Annotated in this window: 11 protein-coding genes; 6 read left to right on the top strand and 5 right to left on the bottom strand. The window is 60.2% G+C overall.

Annotation, left to right across the window (positions count from 1 at the left end; all coding sequences use genetic code 11):
* Window positions 1-241 precede the first annotated feature (241 nt).
* The 4 genes from ACIQWP_RS20650 to ACIQWP_RS20635 all read left to right on the top strand — a co-directional run bounded on the left by ACIQWP_RS20650 (window position 242) and on the right by ACIQWP_RS20635 (window position 14,352).
* Window positions 242-2,155, top strand: a complete 1,914-nt coding sequence (locus ACIQWP_RS20650) for a non-ribosomal peptide synthetase (RefSeq protein WP_402791356.1) — start codon at window positions 242-244, stop codon at window positions 2,153-2,155.
* A complete protein-coding gene (locus tag ACIQWP_RS20645) occupies window positions 2,152-10,230 on the top strand; it encodes an amino acid adenylation domain-containing protein (protein ID WP_402791354.1) in 8,079 nt (2,692 codons plus the stop codon). The genes ACIQWP_RS20650 and ACIQWP_RS20645 overlap by 4 nt, the downstream gene beginning before the upstream one ends.
* Window positions 10,227-12,710: a condensation domain-containing protein gene (locus ACIQWP_RS20640; protein WP_402791351.1), complete on the top strand. Its 2,484-nt coding sequence runs from the start codon at window positions 10,227-10,229 to the stop codon at window positions 12,708-12,710. The genes ACIQWP_RS20645 and ACIQWP_RS20640 overlap by 4 nt, the downstream gene beginning before the upstream one ends.
* Window positions 12,711-12,771: 61 nt before the next feature.
* Window positions 12,772-14,352: a hypothetical protein gene (locus ACIQWP_RS20635; protein ID WP_402791348.1), complete on the top strand. Its 1,581-nt coding sequence runs from the start codon at window positions 12,772-12,774 to the stop codon at window positions 14,350-14,352.
* Here ACIQWP_RS20635 and ACIQWP_RS20630 read toward each other — a convergent pair.
* Both ACIQWP_RS20630 and ACIQWP_RS20625 read right to left on the bottom strand, forming a co-directional pair.
* On the bottom strand, window positions 14,322-15,059 hold the full coding sequence (locus tag ACIQWP_RS20630) for a 4'-phosphopantetheinyl transferase family protein (RefSeq protein WP_402791345.1): 738 nt from the start codon (window positions 15,057-15,059) through the stop codon (window positions 14,322-14,324). The genes ACIQWP_RS20635 and ACIQWP_RS20630 overlap by 31 nt on opposite strands.
* A 1-nt stretch (window position 15,060) precedes the next feature.
* Window positions 15,061-16,245, bottom strand: coding sequence for a DegT/DnrJ/EryC1/StrS family aminotransferase (locus tag ACIQWP_RS20625; protein ID WP_402791342.1), 1,185 nt, complete (start codon window positions 16,243-16,245; stop codon window positions 15,061-15,063).
* A gap of 213 nt (window positions 16,246-16,458) precedes the next feature.
* Between ACIQWP_RS20625 and ACIQWP_RS20620 the strand changes: the two genes are divergently transcribed.
* Window positions 16,459-18,174: a GMC oxidoreductase gene (locus ACIQWP_RS20620; protein ID WP_402791339.1), complete on the top strand. Its 1,716-nt coding sequence runs from the start codon at window positions 16,459-16,461 to the stop codon at window positions 18,172-18,174.
* 98 nt (window positions 18,175-18,272) lie between these two features.
* Here ACIQWP_RS20620 and ACIQWP_RS20615 read toward each other — a convergent pair whose 3' ends face one another.
* Both ACIQWP_RS20615 and ACIQWP_RS20610 read right to left on the bottom strand, forming a co-directional pair.
* Window positions 18,273-19,109 carry a methyltransferase, TIGR04325 family gene (locus ACIQWP_RS20615; protein WP_402791336.1) on the bottom strand — a complete coding sequence of 279 codons (837 nt, stop codon included), beginning with the start codon at window positions 19,107-19,109 and terminating at the stop codon, window positions 18,273-18,275.
* A gap of 39 nt (window positions 19,110-19,148) precedes the next feature.
* Entirely contained in the window at window positions 19,149-20,597 is a 1,449-nt protein-coding gene (locus ACIQWP_RS20610) for an oligosaccharide flippase family protein (protein ID WP_402791333.1), read from the bottom strand.
* Window positions 20,598-20,935: 338 nt separating this feature from the next.
* Between ACIQWP_RS20610 and ACIQWP_RS20605 the strand changes: the two genes are divergently transcribed.
* Window positions 20,936-21,109, top strand: a complete 174-nt coding sequence (locus ACIQWP_RS20605; protein ID WP_402791330.1) for a hypothetical protein — start codon at window positions 20,936-20,938, stop codon at window positions 21,107-21,109.
* Here the strand turns inward: ACIQWP_RS20605 and ACIQWP_RS20600 are convergent.
* On the bottom strand, window positions 21,099-21,791 hold the full coding sequence (locus ACIQWP_RS20600; protein WP_402791327.1) for a sugar transferase: 693 nt from the start codon (window positions 21,789-21,791) through the stop codon (window positions 21,099-21,101). The genes ACIQWP_RS20605 and ACIQWP_RS20600 overlap by 11 nt on opposite strands.
* Window positions 21,792-21,918 lie beyond the last annotated feature (127 nt).

Here is a 21,918-nt window from a genome sequence, read left to right as displayed (position 1 = left end):
CGCGACAGCCGCCTAATCTGCGCGGCCGGCATGCGCTAATGCTTTTGGCCGGGTTTCGCCCGCCATATCGGACCTCTCCGACAAATTGGCTACGCACCTTTGTGACTTACGACTTTCGGTGGTGAAGATAATCATCCCAATGACCAGCTGGTGCTTTTGCCTGAGCGTGGAATTCTGCGGTGGACGATGAAGCATCTTGCATCATGCCGTCGTCAGCCGCAGGACAACCCGGAGAGCGATGATGATTGACCGCGAGGCGCAAGCAGACGCAATTGGCGCAGCAACCATGCATTACGATCGCAATCTTTGCCTTCATCGGATGCTGCGCGACCGGGCTAGGGCAGCACCGCAGGCGACGGCCCTTGTCTTCGGCGATATCAGTATCAACTATCGCGATCTTGATCGCATATCCGACGCGCTGGCGCTGCATCTGATCAGGATCGGCGTCCACAAGGCCGATATCGTCGGCCTCTTTCTGCCGCGCAGCGTCAATGCGGTCATCTGTACACTTGCCATTCTGAAAGCAGGCGGCGCCTATCTCCCCCTCGATCCGGCCTTTCCCGTAGAGCACCTCGATTTCGTAATCGCGGAATGTGCTCCGAAGGTCATTTTCGTCGACTCCGCCCATGGCGAAAAGCTGGCCAGCGTGCCGAGCATGAACGGCAAGGTCATCGAAGCGGATGCCATCATCACCGAGATGACGCTTCGGCCCGGCGCTGGCATGCCCACCATCGAGATAACGGGCGGTGATCTTGCCTATGTCATGTATACGTCCGGCTCGACCGGACGCCCCAAGGGAACGATGATCTGCCATCGCAGCATTGCCAGGGTCGTTCTCGATCAGACCTATGTCGATTTCCGCCGCGACGACGTCGTCCTCCACACTGCCACCATTTCCTTCGATGCAGCGACATTCGAGATCTGGGGCGCGCTTCTCAATGGTTGCACCCTGGCAATCATGCCCGACACCGATTTCTCCATCTCGCGCCTTGTCGACTTCATGCAAGCAAGGGATGTGAGCATCTCCTTCCTGACGACAGGACTTTTCAATCTCTTTGCCGACCATGCCCGCGCATCCCTGCCGAAGCTTCGGCATATCCTCTTCGGAGGCGACGTCGGTTCGGCCGTTCACGCCCGGCGTTTTCTGGAACACCATCCCGGCTGCAGGCTTACCAATGCCTATGGGCCGACCGAGACGACGGTCTTTGCCACCGCTTTCCAGGTCCTGCCGAGCTTTTCAGGCGCGGAGCTGCCGATCGGCAAGGCGATTGCTCATACCGGCATCGCGATACTGGACGAGGAATTGCGCGCCGTTCCACCCGGCATTGAAGGTCAACTGGCGATATCGGGCGATGGCCTTGCCATCGGCTATTTCAAGCGTACGGAACTGACGGAGCAGAAATTCGTCAGCGTGGACACGAAAGACGGCAGCACGCGTTTCTATCTGACGGGCGACGTCGCCTGCCTAAAGCCCGACGGCACCGTCACCTTCAAGGGACGCCGCGACCGGCAGGTCAAGATCAACGGCAAGCGCATCGAACTCGATGAGATCGAAGCCGCTCTCAGGCGCGATCCACGCCTTGCCGACGGCATCGTGCTTTGCCACACCCAGGGAGAGAACCTGAAACGCATCGTTGCCTATCTATGCCCGAAGGAAAGCCATGTGGGCGCTGGCGCAGATCTGGCGCAAGGCGTCATGGCGACACTGCGCGCGGCACTTCCGGCCTATATGATCCCGAATGCCGCCGTCATCGTCGACAGCCTGCCGCTGACGGCCGCCGGCAAGGTCGATCGCTCGAAGTTGCTGCCTCCCCCGGTCGAAGCCCAGACGAAGCCGACGGACATCAGGAGCCGCACCGAAGAGCTGCTGACGACCCTGTGGCAAGAGGCATTGGCTCTTGAAAGCGTCGATCTCGACAGGAACTTCTTCGATCTCGGCGGCACATCGCTGCAGCTGATGGAAATTCACGCGGGTCTCGAAGAGGCGCTCGGCCGCGCGATCGATGTGGTTGCGTTGCTGCGGCACCCGACAATTCGTGAACTGGCGCTTCATCTGGATGGGCGCACCCCCGGCCCGACCCGCATTGCCGCCGCCGCTCAGCGGGCAGCGCTGCAGAAGAAGGCGATTTCTCATATCCGCAGGAGCTCCCTATGAAAGGGAATCATCAGGAGAATGGCAAACAGCGTGATGTCGAGGACAATGAGGACCTGGGCGAGCAAACGTCCGGGCACATCGCCATTGTCGGCATGTCCGGCCGTTTTCCCGGCGCTCCCTCGGTGCAGGCGCTGTGGCAGCTCGTGCTTGAGGGAAGGAATGCCTTTTCGCTTTTTTCCCCGGACGAGATCGAAGACGCGTTTACCGACGAGGAACGGGCTCAGCCGAATTATGTCGCCGCAAGACCGCATCTCGACGGCGCGGACATGTTCGACGCCGAATTCTTCGGCATGTTCCCGCGCGAAGCCGCGGTCACCGACCCGCAACACCGGATCTTTCTGGAAATATGCTGGGAAGCCCTCGAGGACGGCGGTTACGATCCGCAGCGCCATCCCGGCCTGATCGGGGTTTTCGCCGGCTCCTCCATGCCGACCTATCTGATCAACAACGTCCTGCACGACCGGGCAAAGGCGGAGGAATTTACCTCGAACTACCAGATCGGCTGCTTCCACGAACTGGTGGGCGCACTCAACGATACGCTGGCCACGCGCGTCGCCTATAAATTCAATCTGCGCGGCCCTGCCTTCACTCTGCAATCGGCATGCTCAAGCTCGCTGCTCGCCGTTTCGCAGGCCTGTCAGAATCTCCTGACCTATAGCTGCGATATGGCACTTGCCGGCGGTATCTCGATCACCATTCCGCAAAAGAGGGGCTACATCTACCAGGAAGGCGGCATGGCTTCACCTGACGGCACCTGCCGGCCGTTCGACGCCCAAGCTGCCGGAACGGTGTTTGCAAGCGGGGCGGGCGTCGTTCTCCTGAAGCGCCATGAGGATGCGCTCAAGGATGGCGATCATATCTATGCAGTCATTCGCGGCTACGGCATCAACAATGATGGCAGCGACAAGGTCGGCTTCACGGCGCCGAGCGTGGAAGGTCAGGCCGAGGCGATTGCGACAGCTCTCGCCAATGCGGCCGTCGACCCCTCGACCATCGGCTACATCGAATGCCACGGAACCGCAACACCGCTTGGCGATCCCATCGAATTCAATGGGTTGACGCGCGCCTTCGCGCAAGATGCGCCGGGTTCGGCCAGTTGCGCGCTTGGATCGGTCAAGGGCACCATCGGCCATACGGACGCGGCGGCGGGCGTGACAGGCCTCATCAAGGCGGCGCTGGCCCTACGCAGCGGGAAGATCCCGCCGATGCCCAACTACCAACAGCCCAATCCGCGCATCAACCTCGAAGGAAGCTTCTTCTACATCCCAAAGACAGCGATCGACTGGCCGAAGGGAGGACCGCGAAGGGCAGGTGTCAGCGCTTTTGGCGTAGGCGGAACAAATGTTCATGTCGTTCTGGAGGAGCCCCCCTACCCCACGGCTAATTCGAAAGAGGTAGAGGGCCAATACATCCTGCCTCTTTCGGCTCGCAACAAGCCGGCACTTGCCGAGATGCGCGCCAATATGAGTAACCACCTCGCCGAAAACCCGATGCTTTCGGTCGCACAGCTTGCTCACACGCTGCAAACCGGACGGCGCGAATTCGGTCACCGGCTGGCAATCGCGGCCGAAAACGTCGAGGAAGCGATCCTCAAGCTGACCACGGACAGCTATCAGCCTCTCGTCGCCGCCGATCAGCCGTCGGTCGCCTTCATGTTTCCCGGCCAGGGCGCGCAATATGTCGGCATGGGTGCCGGGCTCTACCGTTCGGAACCGGAGTTCGCCCGCTGGATCGACCGCGGCTCCGAGCTTCTGAAAATGACGCTGGGGCTCGATCTGCGCGACTATATCTGCCACACCGGCACCGCGACGCAGGCCATCACCGACGAGCAGCGCGAAACGCGGATCGCCCAGCCCTGCCTCTATCTTGTCGAATATGCGCTTGCTCGCCTCTGGTTCAGCCGCGGCGTCAGGCCTTATGCCATGATCGGTCACAGCGTTGGCGAATTCGTTGCCGCCACGCTTGCCAACGTCATTTCGTTCGAGGACGGGTTGCGTCTGGTCGCCAATCGCGGACGGTTGATGCAGCATCAGCCACACGGGGCGATGGTGTCCGTTCGCGCCGATGCCGCAACGACCGCCTCCTATCTGCGAGGCGAGGTGGAGATCGCTGCGATCAACGCGCCGAAACTCTGCGTCATCTCCGGTCCCTTTGCCGATATCGAGACTGTTTGCGGGGCGCTTTCGGAAGCGGAGATCGCGTTCAGCCGGCTGCACACATCGCACGCCTTTCATTCCGCGATGATGAATGACGCAGCGCTGGCGTTACGGCAGGAGACGGAGAAGGTTACCTACGGTACGGCGACCATACCTTTCATCTCGGGCGTCACCGGCGATTGGCAGACTGCGGAATCGGCAACATCACCCGATTATTGGGCCATGCATTGCCGCGACGCAGTCCGCTTTGCGGATGGGTTGGCAACGCTTTGCCGCGATCGCAAGCCGGTTCTTCTCGAAGTGGGGCCGGGGCGCACACTGTCGGTCTTTGCCGCCCAGACGATCGCGCGCGACGGTCTTGCCGCCGTCGTGCAAACCCTGCCCGAACATGATCGGGCATCCGCGGCGGCGGCAACACTTGCCGAGGCTCATGGCAAGCTGTGGATGGCGGGCTGCCGCCTCAACTGGCCAGCTCTTCCATCGGCGGCCCGGCAGCTGCTGTCCCTGCCAACCTATCCCTTCCAGCGGCAGCGCCACTGGATCGATGCTCCGCCATCCGCACGCCGCGCCTCGAACCAACGTCTCAATGCCGAAACGGACAATCGGCCGAAAGCCGAACCTCCCGTCTCTGATGTCAACCTCAACGGGGAGAATCGAGCAATGAATGTTGCCGCACCCATTTCCGCCAGCCGTTTGCCGCAATTGGAAACGGCTCTTCTGACCTTGCTCAGCGACATGTCGGGCGAAACGCTTGGGCCGGATGAGCGCGCAGCCACTTTCCTGGAGCTTGGCTTCGATTCCCTCTTCGTCGGCCAGTTTGCGCAGCGCATCGAGAAAGACTTCAAGGTCAAGATCTCCTTTCGGGAATTGCTGAGCGATATTCCTTCCGTCGCCGATCTGGCTGTTCATCTCGATCGGCAAATGCCGCCGGATGCGGTGAAGGCGACCGAACCATTGCCCGCTGCCCCCGTCGCCACCGTATCGATACCGGCCATGCCGCCTGCGGCGCCAATGCCAATCATGGCGCCTGCTCCGCAAGTTGCATCAATGCCGGCAGCGGCATCGGATCTTGCGACGGTGCTGCAATCGCAGATCCAGATGGCGCAAACGCTGTTTTCCCAACAGCTGTTGATGCTGCAGGCCATGCAGGGCAGCGCTCAAGCGCCCGTGGCGCCAAGCACGCTGCCCGTAGCGCCCGTCTTGCCGGCGCCGCAAGCTGCGGCAAGCCAGCCCTCGTCCCCTCCCGTCGCCGCAGCACCTGCGGAAGGCGATTTCGGCACGGAGCGCATCAAGCTCTACCGTCCGAACGCCAAGAGCGTGACCTCGGAGATTTCGGCCGCCAAGCAGGATTTCATCGCCAATCTCACCAAGGCCTATGAGGCCAAGAACGCCAAATCCAAGACCTTCACGCAGGATCATCGCGGACATCTGGCCGATCCCCGCTCCGCATCGGGCTTCCGCGCGGATTGGAAGGAGATGGTGTTCCCGATCGTCTGCGACCATTCCAAGGGTGCCTACATCTGGGATATTGATGGCAACCAGTATGTCGACCTGGTCAACGGCTTCGGGCAGACGGCCTTTGGCCATGCCCCCGATTTCGTGATCGACGCCGTCAAGGCTCAGGCCGACCGCGGATTTGCCATTGGCCCGCAGACGCCGCTTGCCGGCGATGTCGCCAAGATGATTGCCGAAGTGACCGGCCATGATCGGGTGACCTTCTGCAACACCGGTTCGGAAGCCGTCATGGCCGCGATGCGGCTTGCACGCGCCGTCACCGGCCGCGATCGAGTCGTCGTTTTTGCTAACGACTATCACGGCCAGTTCGACGAAGTTCTGGTCAAGGGCCGCAATCGCGCCGACAAGCCGATTGCCCTGCCCGTTGCCTCCGGCATTCCGATCGCCTCCGTGTCGAACATGACGGTCCTGCGCTACGGTGCGCCGGAGAGCCTGAATTTCATCCGCGCCAATGCAGCCGATATAGCAGCCGTCATCATCGAGCCAATCCAGAGCCGCCATCCGGAATTGCAGCCGCGCGACTTCGTCCGAGAATTGCGCGACATTGCCACCCAATCCGAATTCGCACTCGTCTTCGATGAAGTCGTCACCGGCTTCCGCGTCGATCCGGGCGGTATGCAGGCGATCTGGGGCATCAAGGGTGACATGGCAACCTATGGCAAGGTCGTCGGCGGCGGTATGCCGATCGGTGTACTGGTCGGCAGCCCGCGCTTCATGGATGCGCTCGACGGCGGTCATTGGGCCTATGGGGACAGCTCCGTTCCGATGACGGCTCCGACATTCTTCGCCGGCACCTTTGTGCGTCATCCGCTGGTGCTTGCCGCCGCGGAGGCCGTGCTGCACCACATCAAGGGAGAGGGCGCTGCCCTCTATGACCGTGTTGCCGAGCGAACGGAGGCACTCGTCGCGGAGATCAGGGCCGATCTCGTCAGGCGCGGCATCGCCGATGTCGTACATGGCTACAAGAGCTGGTTTGCCACCGACTTCTCCAGCCAGGACCCGCTTGGTGCGCTGTTCTATGCCCAGATGCGGCTGAATGGCGTCCATATACAGGACGGCTACCCTTGCTTCCTGACGACGGCCCATAGCGAGGATGATTTCCGCTTCATCGCGAAGGCCTTCCGCGACAGTCTCGATGCGATGCAGGGCGTCGGCATATTCACGGCGATCAAAGAGCCATCTCAACCTGCAATGCCGATAGAGGCATCTGTCGCACGGCCTGCATCAGCACCGTTGACGGAAGCGCAGACGGAAATATGGCTTGCAGCCCAAGCGGGCGACGAAGCCTCCTGTTCGTTCAATGAATCCTTCTCGCTGACGTTGGAAGGGCAGTTGGATGAAAAGGCCATGCAGAAGGCTTTCGACACCATTATTGCGCGCCATGATGCGTTTCATATTCGCTTCGACCGCGGCGGCGAGCATTTCCAGTTCATCCCGGATTTCAAGCTCGACCTGCCGATCCTCGAGGGCGTCGATGAGAAGGGCCTTGCCGACATCATCGACGATGAGGCCCGTACATCCTTCGATCTGATCAACGGGCCTCTCGTTCGCGCAAGCATCGTCAAGCTGGCGCCGGAAAAGCATGTACTGGTGTTCACGGCCCATCACATCATCTGCGACGGCTGGTCGATCAACACCTTCGTCGAAGAGCTGGCGACAGCCTACGAGGCCCATAAGGCCGGCAATGCTCCGGAATTCCAGCCGGCCCTCTCCTTTGCCACCTATTCGACCGACCTTTCTCCGAGGCCGGAGAAATCGCAGGCGACCGAGCAATTCTGGCTCAATCAGTTCAAGACGGTTCCGGATCTTCCCGACCTGCCGCTGGATCGCCCGCGTCCGGAATATCGCAGCTTCGCCGGCGGAAGCTGCACCGGCTATATCGGTGCCGACGTCTACAAGGCGCTGAAGAAAAGGGGCGCGAAATCAGGCGCCACGCTATTTTCCACGCTGCTTGCGACCCTCCAGGTGCTGATATCGAGACTGTCCGGCCAGGACGATATCGTCATCGCCATTCCCTCGGCCGGTCAAAGCCTGCTCGACGGTCAGATCCTCGTTGGTCATTGCGTCAATCTGCTGCCGCTGCGTCAGGCGGTATCGCTGACGGAGCCGTTTGCTGCCCATCTGAAGGCAACGCAGCAGCTCGTCTTCCAGGCCTTTGAGCATCAGGACTACACCTACGGCACGCTGGTGCGCAAACTGGATACCAAGCGCGATCCGCGCCGCCTGCCGCTCACCGAAATCCAGTTCAATCTCGAGCGCATGGCCGGCGGATCATCCTTCGGCGATCTGAAGCCGGCCATGGAGCCGAACGCAAAGGCATTTTCCAACTTCGACCTGTTCTTCAACATGATCGAGGCGGCCGATCACATCCGCATCGACGTCGACTACAATGCCGACGTCTTCGACCGCGCGACCGTGGAGCGATGGATCGGCCATTTCTCGACACTGGCGACCACCCTTGCCAAGGACATGGATCACAAGGTCAGCGAGCTCTCGCTGCTTTCGGGGGAGGAAAAATCCTGGCTGGTCGACGATCTCAATCGGACGGCAATGCCCTACGATCACGATCAATTCGTCTTCTCGCTCTTCTCCAGACGGGCAACCGGACAGCCGAATGCTATCGCGGCTCAACATGACGGCCAGTCGATTACCTATGGCGAACTGGAAACGCGATCGAACCAGCTGGCCCTCTATCTCCAGATGGCGCTTCCCGATCCAGGTCAGCGCATCGCCATCCTGATCGAACGCTCCTTGAACATGATCGTCGCCCTGCTCGCCGTCATGAAGGCGGGACATACCTACGTGCCGATGGACCCGGCTCATCCGGAACCGCGCCTGCTGCAGACGCTGGATATTGCTCGCATCCACGGCCTGATCTGCGACAACGATGACATGGCTCGGCTTGCGACGTCGGATATTTCCGTCATCCGGCTCGATAAGGATGCCAAGGCAATCAGCTCGATGACCGGTCTTCCCCTGAAGACCCTGCCTGTCGATACCACCGCGTCTGCCTACATCATCTTCACGTCCGGTTCGACCGGCATGCCGAAGGGCGTCGAGGTCTCGCATCGATCCCTGACGAATTTCCTTCTCTCGATGGCGAGGGAACCGGGCTTTGGCGCAGAAGATACGCTGGTCGCTGTCACGACGATCTCGTTCGACATTGCGGGACTGGAGCTCTACCTGCCGCTGATTTCAGGCGGAAAGGTCGTCATCGCCAGCCGTAGCGAGGTCCAGGACGGCTTTGCGCTTGCAAAGCTCGTCTGCGACCACGAGGCCACGGTCTTGCAGGCAACGCCGACGCTTTGGCAGATGCTGGTCGAGGCCGGCCTGAAGGACCGGCCGGCGCTGAAAATGCTCTGCGGCGGCGAGCCCTTGCCGAAGGAACTGGCGCGCTCCCTGCTTCAGATCGGCGGCGAACTCTGGAACATGTACGGCCCGACGGAAACGACGATATGGTCGTCGCTGCAGCGCATCGAGGATGCCGATCAGCCGATCACGATCGGTCATCCGATCGCCAATACCCAGCTCTTCATCCTCGACCAGAGCGAGAATGTCGCACCGGTCGGCGTGATCGGCGAGCTGCATATCGGCGGCGATGGGCTTGCGGAAGGATATTTCGACCGTCTCGATCTCACCGAGAAAGCCTTCGTGCCGCATTGTTTTGCCATCGGCAGACCGATGCGCCTCTACAAGACGGGTGACGTCGGACGGCGGCTGGCGGACGGTTCGCTGCAACTGCTCGGACGGCGCGACCAGCAGATCAAGCTGCGCGGCTTCCGCATCGAACTCGGCGACATAGAGGCCGTCATCTCCAAGGTCGAAGGCGTGCGCCAATGTGCGACCGTCGTCGCCGAGAATGCCAAGGGCGATCGTTCCCTGGTCTGCTATATCGTGCCGGCTGCAGGCGGCGGCGATGCGTTCGCGGCCGATATCGCGGCGCATGCCAGAGCCAATCTACCGGCGCATATGGTACCGAGCTTCTGGGTGATGGAAAGCGAGCTGCCGCAGACCACCAACGGGAAGCTCGACCGCAAGACCTTGCAGCAGCGTGGCGTGCCGCAGCGCGGAACCGCGCCAACCAGGGTCCAGCCAAAAACCGAGATGGAACAGCGACTGCTGACGATCTGGCAGGATGTCCTGAACCTTGCCGATATCGGCGTCGACGACAATCTCTACGCGCTCGGCGCCGACTCGCTTGCCATATTCCGCATCGCAGCCCGCATGCGCGACAACGAGCTGCCGCTGGAGGCAAAGCATCTGCTACGCCATCCGACGATTGCCGCACTGGCGGCCTTTGCCGAAGCTCAAGGAGAGGATCTGTCTGATCCCGTGCGGCTTCACGTTCCATCACTGCGAGATTTTCGTAACGGCGCACGCCGAGGCCTGGGGGCATCTCTATGAGTACAGTTGACAACAGTCCAAGCGGTTCGATTGCCGAACCGCAGATCATCGGCGAATTTCCCTGTACCCAGACGCAATTGCGCTGCTGGATTCTCGATCAGCTCAATCCCGGCAATCCGGCGCTCAACGTCGCTGTCCGATGGGAGATCCGCGGCGCATTCAAGGTCTCAACCCTTGAGGCAGCCTTTCGAAAGATAATTCAGCGCCACGAGATACTTCGAACCCGCTTCATCGAGAAAAGCGGCAGGCCCTTCCAGCAGGCCGTCAGCGACGTCAATTTCAAGATGTCGGTGATCGATCTTCGCGGCATGCCGCCGGAGCAGCGCCAGGCGAGGATTTTGTCGATCGGCGAGGAGACCGCCCAGGCGCCCTTCGATCTCGGCACGCCGGGTCTATTCCGCGTCACCCTGCTGATGGCCGAAAACGAGCGTGGCTTCCTGCTGATTACGGCTCATCAGAGCTGCTTCGACGGCTGGTCGATCCGCGTTCTTGGGAGAGAGGTTGGCGAAATAGCAGCAGCGATCGACGCGGGACGTGCGCCGCTTCTGCCCGAGCTGCCTTTGCAATATGGCGACTATGCCCTCTGGCAACAGGAGTACCTGCAAAGCTACGGTTTCGAGACGGAAAAGAACTTCTGGCGAGAAACGTTGCTTGGCGCGCCCTATTTCGAGGTTACCTCCGATCGGCCCCGCGGCCAGGTCAAAACCAATCGCGGCGATATTCTTTCCATCGCCCAGCCGCTTGCCTTCACCGATCGCATGGATGCGGCCGCGCGCGCGCATCGCGTCTCGCAATACAGTTTCGGGGCCGCAGTCCTCAGTGCGGCGCTCCATCGTCTGACGTTGGCGCCCACCGTTCTCTTCGGATCGCAGATCGCCGGTCGCGAACACAGCGATCTGGAAGACATGATCGGCGTATTCATCAACAACCTGGTACTGCGTTTCGATTTCAAGTCCGATGTCAGTTTTGCCGAACATATACGGTCCGTCAGCACGACGATCGAAGGGGCGCTGAACCATCAGCGTATGCCGTTCAACAAGCTCGTGGAACTGGTCAATCCGGTACGCGATCCCGCGCGTAACCCGCTGATCTCCGTCAACTTCAATCTGCAAAAGGCCTTTCTCGAGGATCGCCGCTATGGCGGCTTCGAGCTCATCAGTTCGCCCTCGCAATCCCCCGGCGTCATCTACGACCTCAGCTTCATCATGATCGGACGGCCGACCGGCTGGCGCATGTCGATCGAATACAATGCCGACTTGTTCGAAGCCAGCACCATCGAAAGCCTCCTGCAACTATGGAGGAACGCCTATGAAATTGCTCTCGATCGCCCTGAGGCGTCGCTTTCTTCGCTCGTTGCGCCGGAACGGCACGTGGCAGCTTCCGCCAAGACTGCGCCGATGGATGGCGCCGTCGCAAGCAAATCGCCGACGAATACGCGAATGGAAGCGCTTGCTGAAATATGGAAAGAAGTCTTACAGGTTCCGCAAATACGCCCGGATGATGATTTCTTCGCGCTCGGTGGCCACTCGCTTCTCGCGCTCCGGTTACTATCGGAAACACGCGCAAGATTCGATGCAAGCCCGACATTGCAGCTTCTATTCAAGCAGCCGACGTTTGCGGGCTTTGCAGCGGCGATCTTCGATAGCGAGGAGGGCGAGAAGCCGCCCGAAAAAGTAGAAAACCCGTGGGAACTGATCACCTGCAAGCATGGCTCGGGGACCGGCGCGGTCTATACCCTCAACCATCCATTCCTGTACTACCGGCTTGCCAATGAATTGCCCGAGGGGACCTCGGTATACAATGTCAACATGTTCCATGCGGATTTGAAAAGCGGCCTGGACCGTCTCCGCATCGAGGATATCGCCAGTCATGCAATCGATGCCATGCGGATCGACAAGGCAGTCGGGCGTGTTGCCATCGTGGGGCTGTGCGTCAATGGCGTCCTGGCGATGGAAATCAGCCGTCAGCTGCGCGAAAGAGGCATGGATGTCGGCGTCACGGCCATCATCGACGCCTGGGCTCCGGGCTATTTCACTTCCCTGCCCAAGCGGGAGCAGGCGCGATGGAACCGCGAACGGCGGCGCAAGCGCCTTGCCTATTTCACTCGAAAACTCCTGTCCCGCCGTATCCGGCTGATCGATTACCTCAAGGAGTTCGAAGCCTCCCTGTGGCTTTTGAGGATCTTCGGCGTCAAGGCCGGTCAGTACTCGGCTGAAGAGGAAACGAACGAGGCCGTGACCAAACTGCTGGTGACGGCAGCGCGTCGCTACAAGCCGCCGCAAACGAGCGATCGCAGCGTCGTCCTGCTTAGAAGCAGCGCGACCCATCCTCGGGCGCGCAAACTGCGCTTTGGATGGGGTGATGCGGTCGGAGAGGACTGCATGGTGGTCGACATCGACGGCTGGCACGAGGATTCGCTGACCAGCAACGGTATCCGCGACCTGGCGTCGACACTCTCGGGAAAACTCGCCGACGGCTAGGTGGCTGCGAATGTCCCGGACCGATGTCCGGGAAGGAGCAGAGCCATAAGAGGAAACAGTCATGAACGAGACCAAGCCATTGAGGGTCGGCATTCTCGTCGCGCGCGGACATGCGCTCGAGAACTGGGAGCTGATGATCCTGGACCGAATTCTGGCGGCCCCGGGTCTGGAGCTTGCAGCCGTGCTGACCCATCCCCGTCCGTTCGGCGACGCCAAGGCCTCGAAACTATTATCCTGGAGCGCACGGCTGGAGGCCAGGGCTCTTGCCCGTCAACCCGCCTATTCGCCGAAGCATTTCAATAGCCGGCGTCACTTCATCGATTGCTACGATTCCGACGACGACATCACGGCGGCATCGCTGCGCCGCCTGAAGCTGGATCTTGTCATCCGCACGGTTCCAAAGAGCATGTCCGACGACGCAATCGCTGCCCTCCCATTCGGAGAGTGGGCCTTCAATCTCTCCGATCGGCGATCGGCCGATGTCGATTGGTTCGGCTATGCCGAGGTGCTCGCCCGCGCGCCCACCGCAGATTTGGTCCTCTATGCGAAGAGCGGCGACAAGGCCGGCAGGCTCGAGCTTGCGCGCGCGTCGTTCAACATCAAGCCGAGCGCAGCGAGATTGAGTGCCTTCGTGCGCGAGCGAAGCGTTACCCTTCTGCTGCGGGAACTGGCGCGGCTCGCCGATACCAGGCGGTTCAATCCATCCACGCTCGTCGGCACGATTGCCGATCAGGCACCATCACTCGGCAACCTCTTCCGTTACGGCTGCATCGTCGCAGGATCAGTCTCGGTCAAGGCATTCAGATCGGTCAGAACCAAGCTCCGCGCCGAGTCTGCCATGTGGACGCTCTTTACCGGTCTCGGCCATATCGATGATTTCGACCCGAGCAAGGCCGTCGAAATTCCGCCTTCCGACAACAGCATCAAGGCCGATCCCTTCCTGTTTCAGCAGGAGGGGAAATGCTACCTGTTCTACGAGGCCTATTCCCATGGCGACCGCAAGGCGCATATCGAGGTCGGTCGCTTCGACGGCGATGTGCTCACACAGGTCGGGGTCGCGCTGGAGCGCCCCTACCATCTCTCCTATCCTTTCATATTTCGCGATGGTGACCAGATCTTCATGATACCGGAAACGCATCAGGCACGGCGGCTGGAGGTCTGGCGCTGCACTGAGTTTCCGCTGAAATGGGAGCTCCATGCCACCGCCTTCGAAGGCCAATCGCCGGCCGATAGCGTTTTGATCCGCCACGATGGCAAATGGTGGCTATTCACCAACCTGTCGGATTTCCACGCCTATGAAGATCATTGCAGCGAACTCTATCTGTTCGAGGTCGACGGCCCGTCGCTCACGGGCATAAAAGCCCATAAGCGAAATCCGGTCGTCATCGGCAGCACCGAGGCGCGAGGCGCCGGGCGCATCTTCGAGCGTGATGGCAGGCTCTTGCGGCCGTCGCAACACAATGCGCACGGCATCTATGGTTATGCTTTGAACATCATGGAGATCGAGAAGCTCACCCTCGACGACTATTGCGAGCGCCGCATCCGCACCATCACGCCAGCCTTCAAAGCCGGGCTCCATGGTTGCCATCATTTCGACGCCACCGACGGGCGCTACATTCTCGATGCGCGGCTGACCATCTGACTGATGTCCCCGTCGCGATAGCGCAGGCACACCTCATGTCCACCGGTCGAGGCAACGACGGCGCCGGCGAAATTGATCGGCGTCGCAAGCTCCAGGATGGCCCAGTTTCGCGGTGCGTCCTCGTCCCCTTCCAGCCGCTCCAATCGTGATTGCCCCGGTCTGTCGAAGGTGACATCGAAACTGTCGAGCGGCAGCGACAACCCTGCACCATGGGCCTTGATGAACGCTTCCTTTCGCGTCCAGCAGCGATAGAAACCATCCAGGTAGCCGTCAGCCGGCAGGGAGCGAAGCGTCTGATACTCCTTGCGGGAAAAGAACCATTTCGCGATATCTTCCTTCAGGAAACGAATTTCCTCGATATCGACGCCGAGTTCATAACGATCGGAGACGGCAAGCACGGCCAGATCGGCGCTGTGGCTGAGATTGAAACGGATAGGACAAACACCGCCTATCGTAACGAAAGGCTTACCGTTATCGCCATAGTCGAAGCCGATCAACCGCGGTGGAATGCCGAGATAGCGCCCGAGGATCACCCGCATTCCGGTCCTGGCGGCGACGAAGCGATGTCTGTCGCGATCATGGACGAAGCGAATCGTCCGAACGCATTCGTCGAGCGACAGCAACGTGATGTACATGCCAAGATCCGGTAGCGGCATGTCCAGCTTCCAGTGCCAGACATCGATTGTGTCAGGCCCGATATTTTCCATGTCAGATCGTTGCGTAGAAGAGATTAGCATTCTTCGATTTGGCCTGCCGCGACATCCGCCTGGCCATATAGGCGACCACTGCGACGGGATAATTTTCACCCAGGCTGATACGGCAGCTGCGCTTCAGGATATCGAGTGTCTGCGCGCAAAGTTCCGGCGTATATTCGATCTTCCGATCCGTCCAGTGAAACGGGTTCATCGCCGGATGGCCGGTGCGTTGCTGCAGAATAGGTTGCCAGTTGGTGTAGACGTGGCGGCTGGAATCGAAGAGCCGATAGACGCCGCGCTTGTTTTCCTCGGCAAATCGCTTGGCCTCTTCCGAGGTCTCGAAGATGACGTGGAGGCCAGCGGCGTTGCCGACATCGTTGTGGGGGCCAACCATGATCTGCGCGCTCTTGGCGAAGATCTCGCTCATCACATCGTAGCGCTCGCGCATTCGGCCAATCATCGGATCGAGCTTCTTCAGCTGTACGTTCAACATGGCGCCTTGAATCTGGCTCGCCTTGAAATTCACCCCCAGCATGGGCGGTTCGTTGGCATTGTCGAGATGGCCGCGAAACATGGAGCCGATGTCGTGATACATGCGGGCGCGTGCAAACAGCCGCGCGTCGTTGGTGACAACAGCCCCACCCTCTCCGCAATTGATGTTCTTGAACTGATTGAAGCTGAAGGCACCGAAATCGCCGATCGTCCCGACGCGCTTGGTCTTGTAGCGCAATCCGACGGCCTGGCATGCATCCTCGATAACCACGAGATTGTTCTCGCGGGCGATCCGCATGATGCTGTCCATGTCGCACACCATGTTCGACATATGGACCGGAATGATTGCCCTGGTCTGCGGTGTGATCTTGCGCAGGATATCCTGCGGGTCCATGGTGAGCGTGTGGTCGATATCGACCAGGACAGGCACAGCACCGGCGGCCAGCGGCGCAGCGGCAGTTGCAATCCAGGTATAGGCCGGCACGAGCACTTCATCACCAGGTCCGACGCCGGCGGCAACCAGCGCCGAAATCAGGGCGCCGGTTCCGCTGCTCGTGGTCAAGGTATGGCGCACGCCGAACTTGGTCGAGAAATCGGCTTCGAAGCGTCCCAGCGGGCCACCGGTCTCGTCGCTGTACCGCGCCAACTTGCCTGAGGCAAACACCGGCGCGAGCGCCAACCACTCCCGTAACCCCACCTTGGCCATAATTTTCGCTCCCCAGGAAACTCGGCATTTGCTGGAGAGCCTAGCCTGTGAGCGTCGCATTTTCAGCATGGACTTCCGACTGAAAGGAACATCGGAACCGATCAGATCACCTATACGAAATCGGTAGATATCGTCCCCGTCTATGCCAATCGAACAATTATCCGCGCTCTCGCGATGCTGGTAAAAAATGGGAAAACGAGCGGGAAAACGACCATGATGAACCGTGACTTGAGATCTATGCCGGAAGGGATTGAAATACATGCCGATATCGCGATTATCGGCGGTGGGCCGGCCGGAATCGCGATCGCACGCGAGCTTGCGGATACGCGGATACGCGTCCTTGTGATCGAAAGCGGTGGCCGCGATTACGAGGCCGAGATTCAAGCGCTGAACTGTGTCGAAAGCATTGGCGAGCCTTTCGTTTCGGCGAATGCCGTGCCTGAAGGGCGGGGCTATACCGGCAAACTGGCATGGCTGAACGATATTCCGGCATTTGAGCTGCGAAATCGCATGCTGGGCGGCAGCAGCCACACCTGGATCGGCAAATGCGCCGCTTTCGATGACGTCGATTTCCTTGAGCGGCCTTGGCTGCCGCTTTCCGGCTGGCCGATCGATCGCGATCAATTGCTGCCTGCACTCGATCGTGCCGGTAAAATGCTCAACCTCGGGCCTAATCTGTATGATGAAAGCCTCTTTGCGCTCTTACATTCGCGTCCAGACGATCTCGGTCTGGACAAGCAGCTGCTCAAGCCCTTCTTCTGGCAATTCAGTCACATGCGCCATCCGCGTGCCGAGCCGACACGGTTCGCCCGACTTGCTGGCGATATCGCGGCCACGAACGTAAGTTTTCTGACGCATGCCACGGTGACCGGGATCAATGTCGACAGCCAGGGCCGCAGAGTAACCTCGCTTGACCTCCGGAGCCCGATCGGCCGGAGCGCAACTGCCCATGCAGACACGGTCGTTCTTTGCGGCGGCGGCGTCGAAAACGCACGTCTCCTGCTTGCGTCGAGTGCTCTGCTGCCCGCGGGCATAGGCAACAAGCACGATGTCGTCGGCCGCTATCTCTGCGACCACCCCCGCACGTCGCTTTGCCGCTTTGCAGGACGCGATATCGACGCCATCGCACGGCACTTCAATTTCTATGGCCTCAGCCATGAAGGGCATACGCATTTCTATCTCAGGGGCCTGTCCTTGAGCCTGGATATCCAGGCGCGTGAGGGCCTTACCAACTGCGCCGCCTATCCGGTGCAGATCCATGCCCAGGACGATCCCTGGGCGGCGCTGAAGCGCTTGACGAAGGGGGCAGGCCAGACCGTCAAGGGAGATCTGGTGACGGTCGCAAGGTCGGCCGGCATGATCACCTCCGGCCTCTACGATCGCCTTGTGCGCAAGCGCGGCCTGCCGCATCGCTCGACCGAACTGCGTTTCGACGTCATGGTTGAACAACAGCTCAATCCCGAAAGCCGCATCACGCTCACGGAACAGCGCGACCGGTTCGATCAGCCATTGCCGCGCATCAACTGGAAGATTGGCCAGCGCGAAATAGACAGCGTCAAACGATTGGCAGGCCTGATCGCGAATGAGTTCGTTCGCGTTGGCTTACCTACACCGCAATTGCCGGATTGGATCGCTGCAGAGGAAGGCACCCTGCCCGTCTTCATGGATATGGCCCATCCTTCCTGCACCACCCGCATGGGAACCGATCCGCGAACAAGCGTTGTCGACATCGATGCCATGGTTCACGGCATCGATGGCTTGTTCATTGCAGGCAGCTCGGTGTTTCCGACGCCAGGCCACGCCAATCCGACATTGATGCTGCTTGCATTGTCGATCCGCCTTGCCGACCACCTGAAGCAACGACATGCGGCCGCACAATCGCGCACACGCGATCTGCGCGAGGCGGACCTATCGCTCCAGCATGGCTAGAGCCTTTTCGTTTTTCCTCGAATTGCGAAAATGCTCTAGCCCTTTGTTTTTACGCAATTCCGGACGGAAAACCGCTAGGCACTTTTCCTGGAATTGCTCTAACCCAGCCGGAAATAGAAACCGGCGCTCTCGCTGCGGCCGAGCTCCGGGTGGGTGTCTATGGCATGCGACAGGGAGGGAATGGACCAGCGATCGACCTGCTTGTAGCCGAGTTTTGCGATGTCGCCGATGAAATCCGCCTCGTTACGCATTTGGTAGGGCACGTATGATCTGCCGATGCGTTCGAGCGTGACGATGCTGCTTCCTTTGCGGAGCGCAACCTTGTTGAGGATTAGATGATGCGGCCGGGAGGGCATTTGCGACAACAGGCCGGACAACGGGGTATCGAGATATTGCATCAGCCCCGATCCAAGCAGCAATGACGCCTCGCCGGCGTCTCCGATCCGGTCGACAAAGGACAAGCTCGTCAGGCCTTCCTTTTCGGCAAGGCTTTGCCCGGCGCGGACTATGGCCGGCAGATCGTAGACGACCCAACGAAATGCGCCATCGAGCGGCAGCAAGGGGCGAAAGGCGCGATATTTCGTGCCCATATGCCCACCCGCATCGACGAGCCCATCGATCTCGTGCAGCAGGTTGCGCACCCAGAACAGCACCGGATAATCCCAGGGCATCACCTCACACATTTTGGCGAATGCAACGGTTGCGATCTCCTCGTGATCGTAACCGGCCATGGTCTGCCTGCGGGCGGCAGCCATGGCAGCCTCATAGGTGTCATAGGCGCCTGTAAACCGCCGTGGAAAGGGCAGGAGGTAGTTCAGCCGTCCTCTGGCCAGGCGCAGTGGCGAAAGCCCCTGGGCGGCCGTCTGCGCGGCGCCCTTGAAAGCTGCACGCGCATGCGCTGACCACGACGAATTGGACCACAACGAAGCTGTCATCTTGCATCCCCCAATCTTGACCTATCCAATCGTCGCCGATCATCGTCTGCCCGATAGAATCGAAGCCGCGCCTCCGCTCATCTTCTCGAGAGCCAGGAGCGTGCAGACATAGATTGCGCCGCCCGAGACCACCTGCAGCAATACGGTCAGCACACGCTGCATACTGAGCGATCCGGCGAAATAGCCGAGCCCGTACACCGCTGACGCCATCAACGCGACCGCGACCCCGACATAGCCGCTCTTGCGCAGCACACGCCCCCAGCGAAGGCCGCCATAGCTCCTTTGCAGATGCATCGAGGTGAAGAATGAGATCAGCGACGCCGCGCATTGGCCCCAGGCCGCAGCGACAACGCCGAAAGGTGCGAGAAGCAGGATCAGCGCGACGGCGACCACGGCGTTCAGCAGCAGGGTGGGAGGCATGCGCCTGATATTGCCTGACAGGGACAATAGGGCTTCCGTGACGTAACCCGGCATCAACAGGATCTGCTTTATCGACAGGATCGCCACGAGTATCGCCGCAGGCGCCCATTTTTCACCGAGGACGATGTCGATCAGATCGGGCGATATCAGCGAAAGGCCGAGATAGATCGGCGTGGAAATGGCCATGAGAACCGTCATGAAAACGGTTGCGGCGGGGCCGGCGTCTCGAATTTGCTTTCCGTCCACCCCAACCACAATCGCCGCCCGGCGAAACAGCGTCCAGGCAAGCATTCGCGCCGGCTCGCCAATAAGTTCGGAAAATGCCGCGACGATGCGCTCCGCGACACGATAATAGCCCGCCTCGGCAAGGCCGAGAAAGCTGCCGATCGCGAGCGTTCCCGAATAGGAGCGCAGAAAGAGAATCAGCCGGTTCGACAGGATGTGGCTGGAAAATTCGAGAATCTCACGCGCGAAGGGCCAGGTCAGGTAGAGCTTCGGGCGCCAGGCGAGCACCGCCGCCGAGCCCGCAAGGCAGACCAGTTGCGAGACGAGCCGGCCGGCCGCGAGCGAAAACACGTTCCAGCCGAGCCACAGCCCCAGCAGCGTCATGCAGAGTCCGGCGATCTCGCTCGCGATCCGGATAGCGGCCTGCTTGCGCAACAGGCCCCGGGCGACCAACAGCCCGTCGTAAACCGCATAAAGCGACGACGGCAAGAACCAGCAGCTGAAGAGAACGAGGAGCAGCGCCTCGTGCGGCCGGCTGAAAAAGAGCCAGGCAATGGCGGCGCCAAGCAGCCCGGCGATCGTGACGAGCACGCCGGCGACGATCGAAATCGTGCCGATCTGGTCGAGCTCCCGATCCGTACACTCGGCCTTCATGACGAACTCGCCCCATCCGCCTTCCGCGATCACGACAAGCATGACGACGATGGCGGAGCTGAACGCGTAAAGGCCGAATTCGGCTGATTCCAGCACGCGGGCGGCAACAAGAAATATGAGCAGTTGCACGACTTGCGACACGACTTTCGAAACGAGCGTCGACGCTCCGTCGCCGATTATCGCAGGCATGCGGGAGCGCAGCCAATGGCGCAGGCCCATCCAGACAGCGCGTTTGGGGCGAAACGGGAAGCTATCCATTAGCGCACCGTCGCGGCAAGTAAACACGAGCAAAGCCAGCCTTCGCATCGCCCGGTTGAGAAATTCCGTTAAAATCTAACATGATAATCCACAATTGTTTCCAGCCTTGCACCAGATAAAATCTATAGTGTTCCCATTCAGGACATGATTCCGTGTAATGAAACGCTGCCTGTGAGCGGGGTGTGCCGGAATTATTCGATTTTGTTTCAGAGAAATTATTGCCCTGGACACCAGGGCCCAATCGAAATTCTCGGTAATAGAAGAGGGGCTTGCCGGCAATTGTCATGAAACACCACGCAGAGCCGCTTATGAAAGACGATAACCATGATCGCATCGCCTCGGGACAACCGGGTGGATTGCGCCAGAAACACTTGCTTCGCTGGATTCTGGTGATCTTCTGCCTTGTCGTTTGGATTGCCGCAGCCGCCTTTTTCATTTGGTGAGACGTTCTTTCTCGTTGCGCGCGAGCAGCACGACACCGACGGTTTTTGCGAGAATTGCAAAATCGGCACGCAGTGAGCGACTGTGGAAATAATCCAGATCGAATTGGATGCGCTCGTCGTAAGTCGTGTCGGCGTGACGATTGACCTGCCAGAGGCCTGTGATGCCCGGCCGCAGCCCCAGATAACAATAGAGATTGGCCCCATAGCGATCGAGCTCAGCGGCGACGACAGGCCGTGGCCCAACCAGGCTCATGTCGCCGCGCTGAACGTTCAGCAATTGCGGCAGCTCATCGGCGCTGCTCATGCGCAGGTACTTTCCGAGCCAGTGCACGCGCGGGTCGTTCATCAGCTTCTGCGTCGACAGCCACTCCTGCTTTCGCATCTCGTCACGTGCAAGCAGCTCCGCCAGCTGCCGATCGGCATCCTTGCGCATCGTGCGAAATTTCAGGCATTCGAACTGGCGCCCATCGCGGCCGATACGGGTATGGCGATAGATGATGGGCCGACCGTCGACCAGAAGCAATGCGATCGCAATGACGAGCAGCGCCGGCGCCAGAAACAACAGCCCGAGCCCGGAGAGAACAACGTCGACGATACGCTTGGCGCGTCCGTGCCGTTCCGCCCGCCTCGCCTCGCGGCGGGATCGCTCGCGATGGGCAACGCTGTCAAAAGTCGATAACATCTTTCGAACCCCTCACCGCTATCATCATGCTTCCTTCAAAGGCTGCCAGCTGCCCTCATCCTTGACAATTGACCCTGGGGACATTGGGCTAGTCCCATTGGAGTAGAGAGCCGAGCGCTGGGCTACC

Origin of the sequence: Rhizobium sp. NPDC090279 (assembly GCF_044769665.1) — a bacterium.
Lineage (GTDB): Bacteria > Pseudomonadota > Alphaproteobacteria > Rhizobiales > Rhizobiaceae > Rhizobium.
Note: the sequence above shows the minus strand (reverse complement) of the source record. Positions and strands in the feature narration are given on the sequence as shown.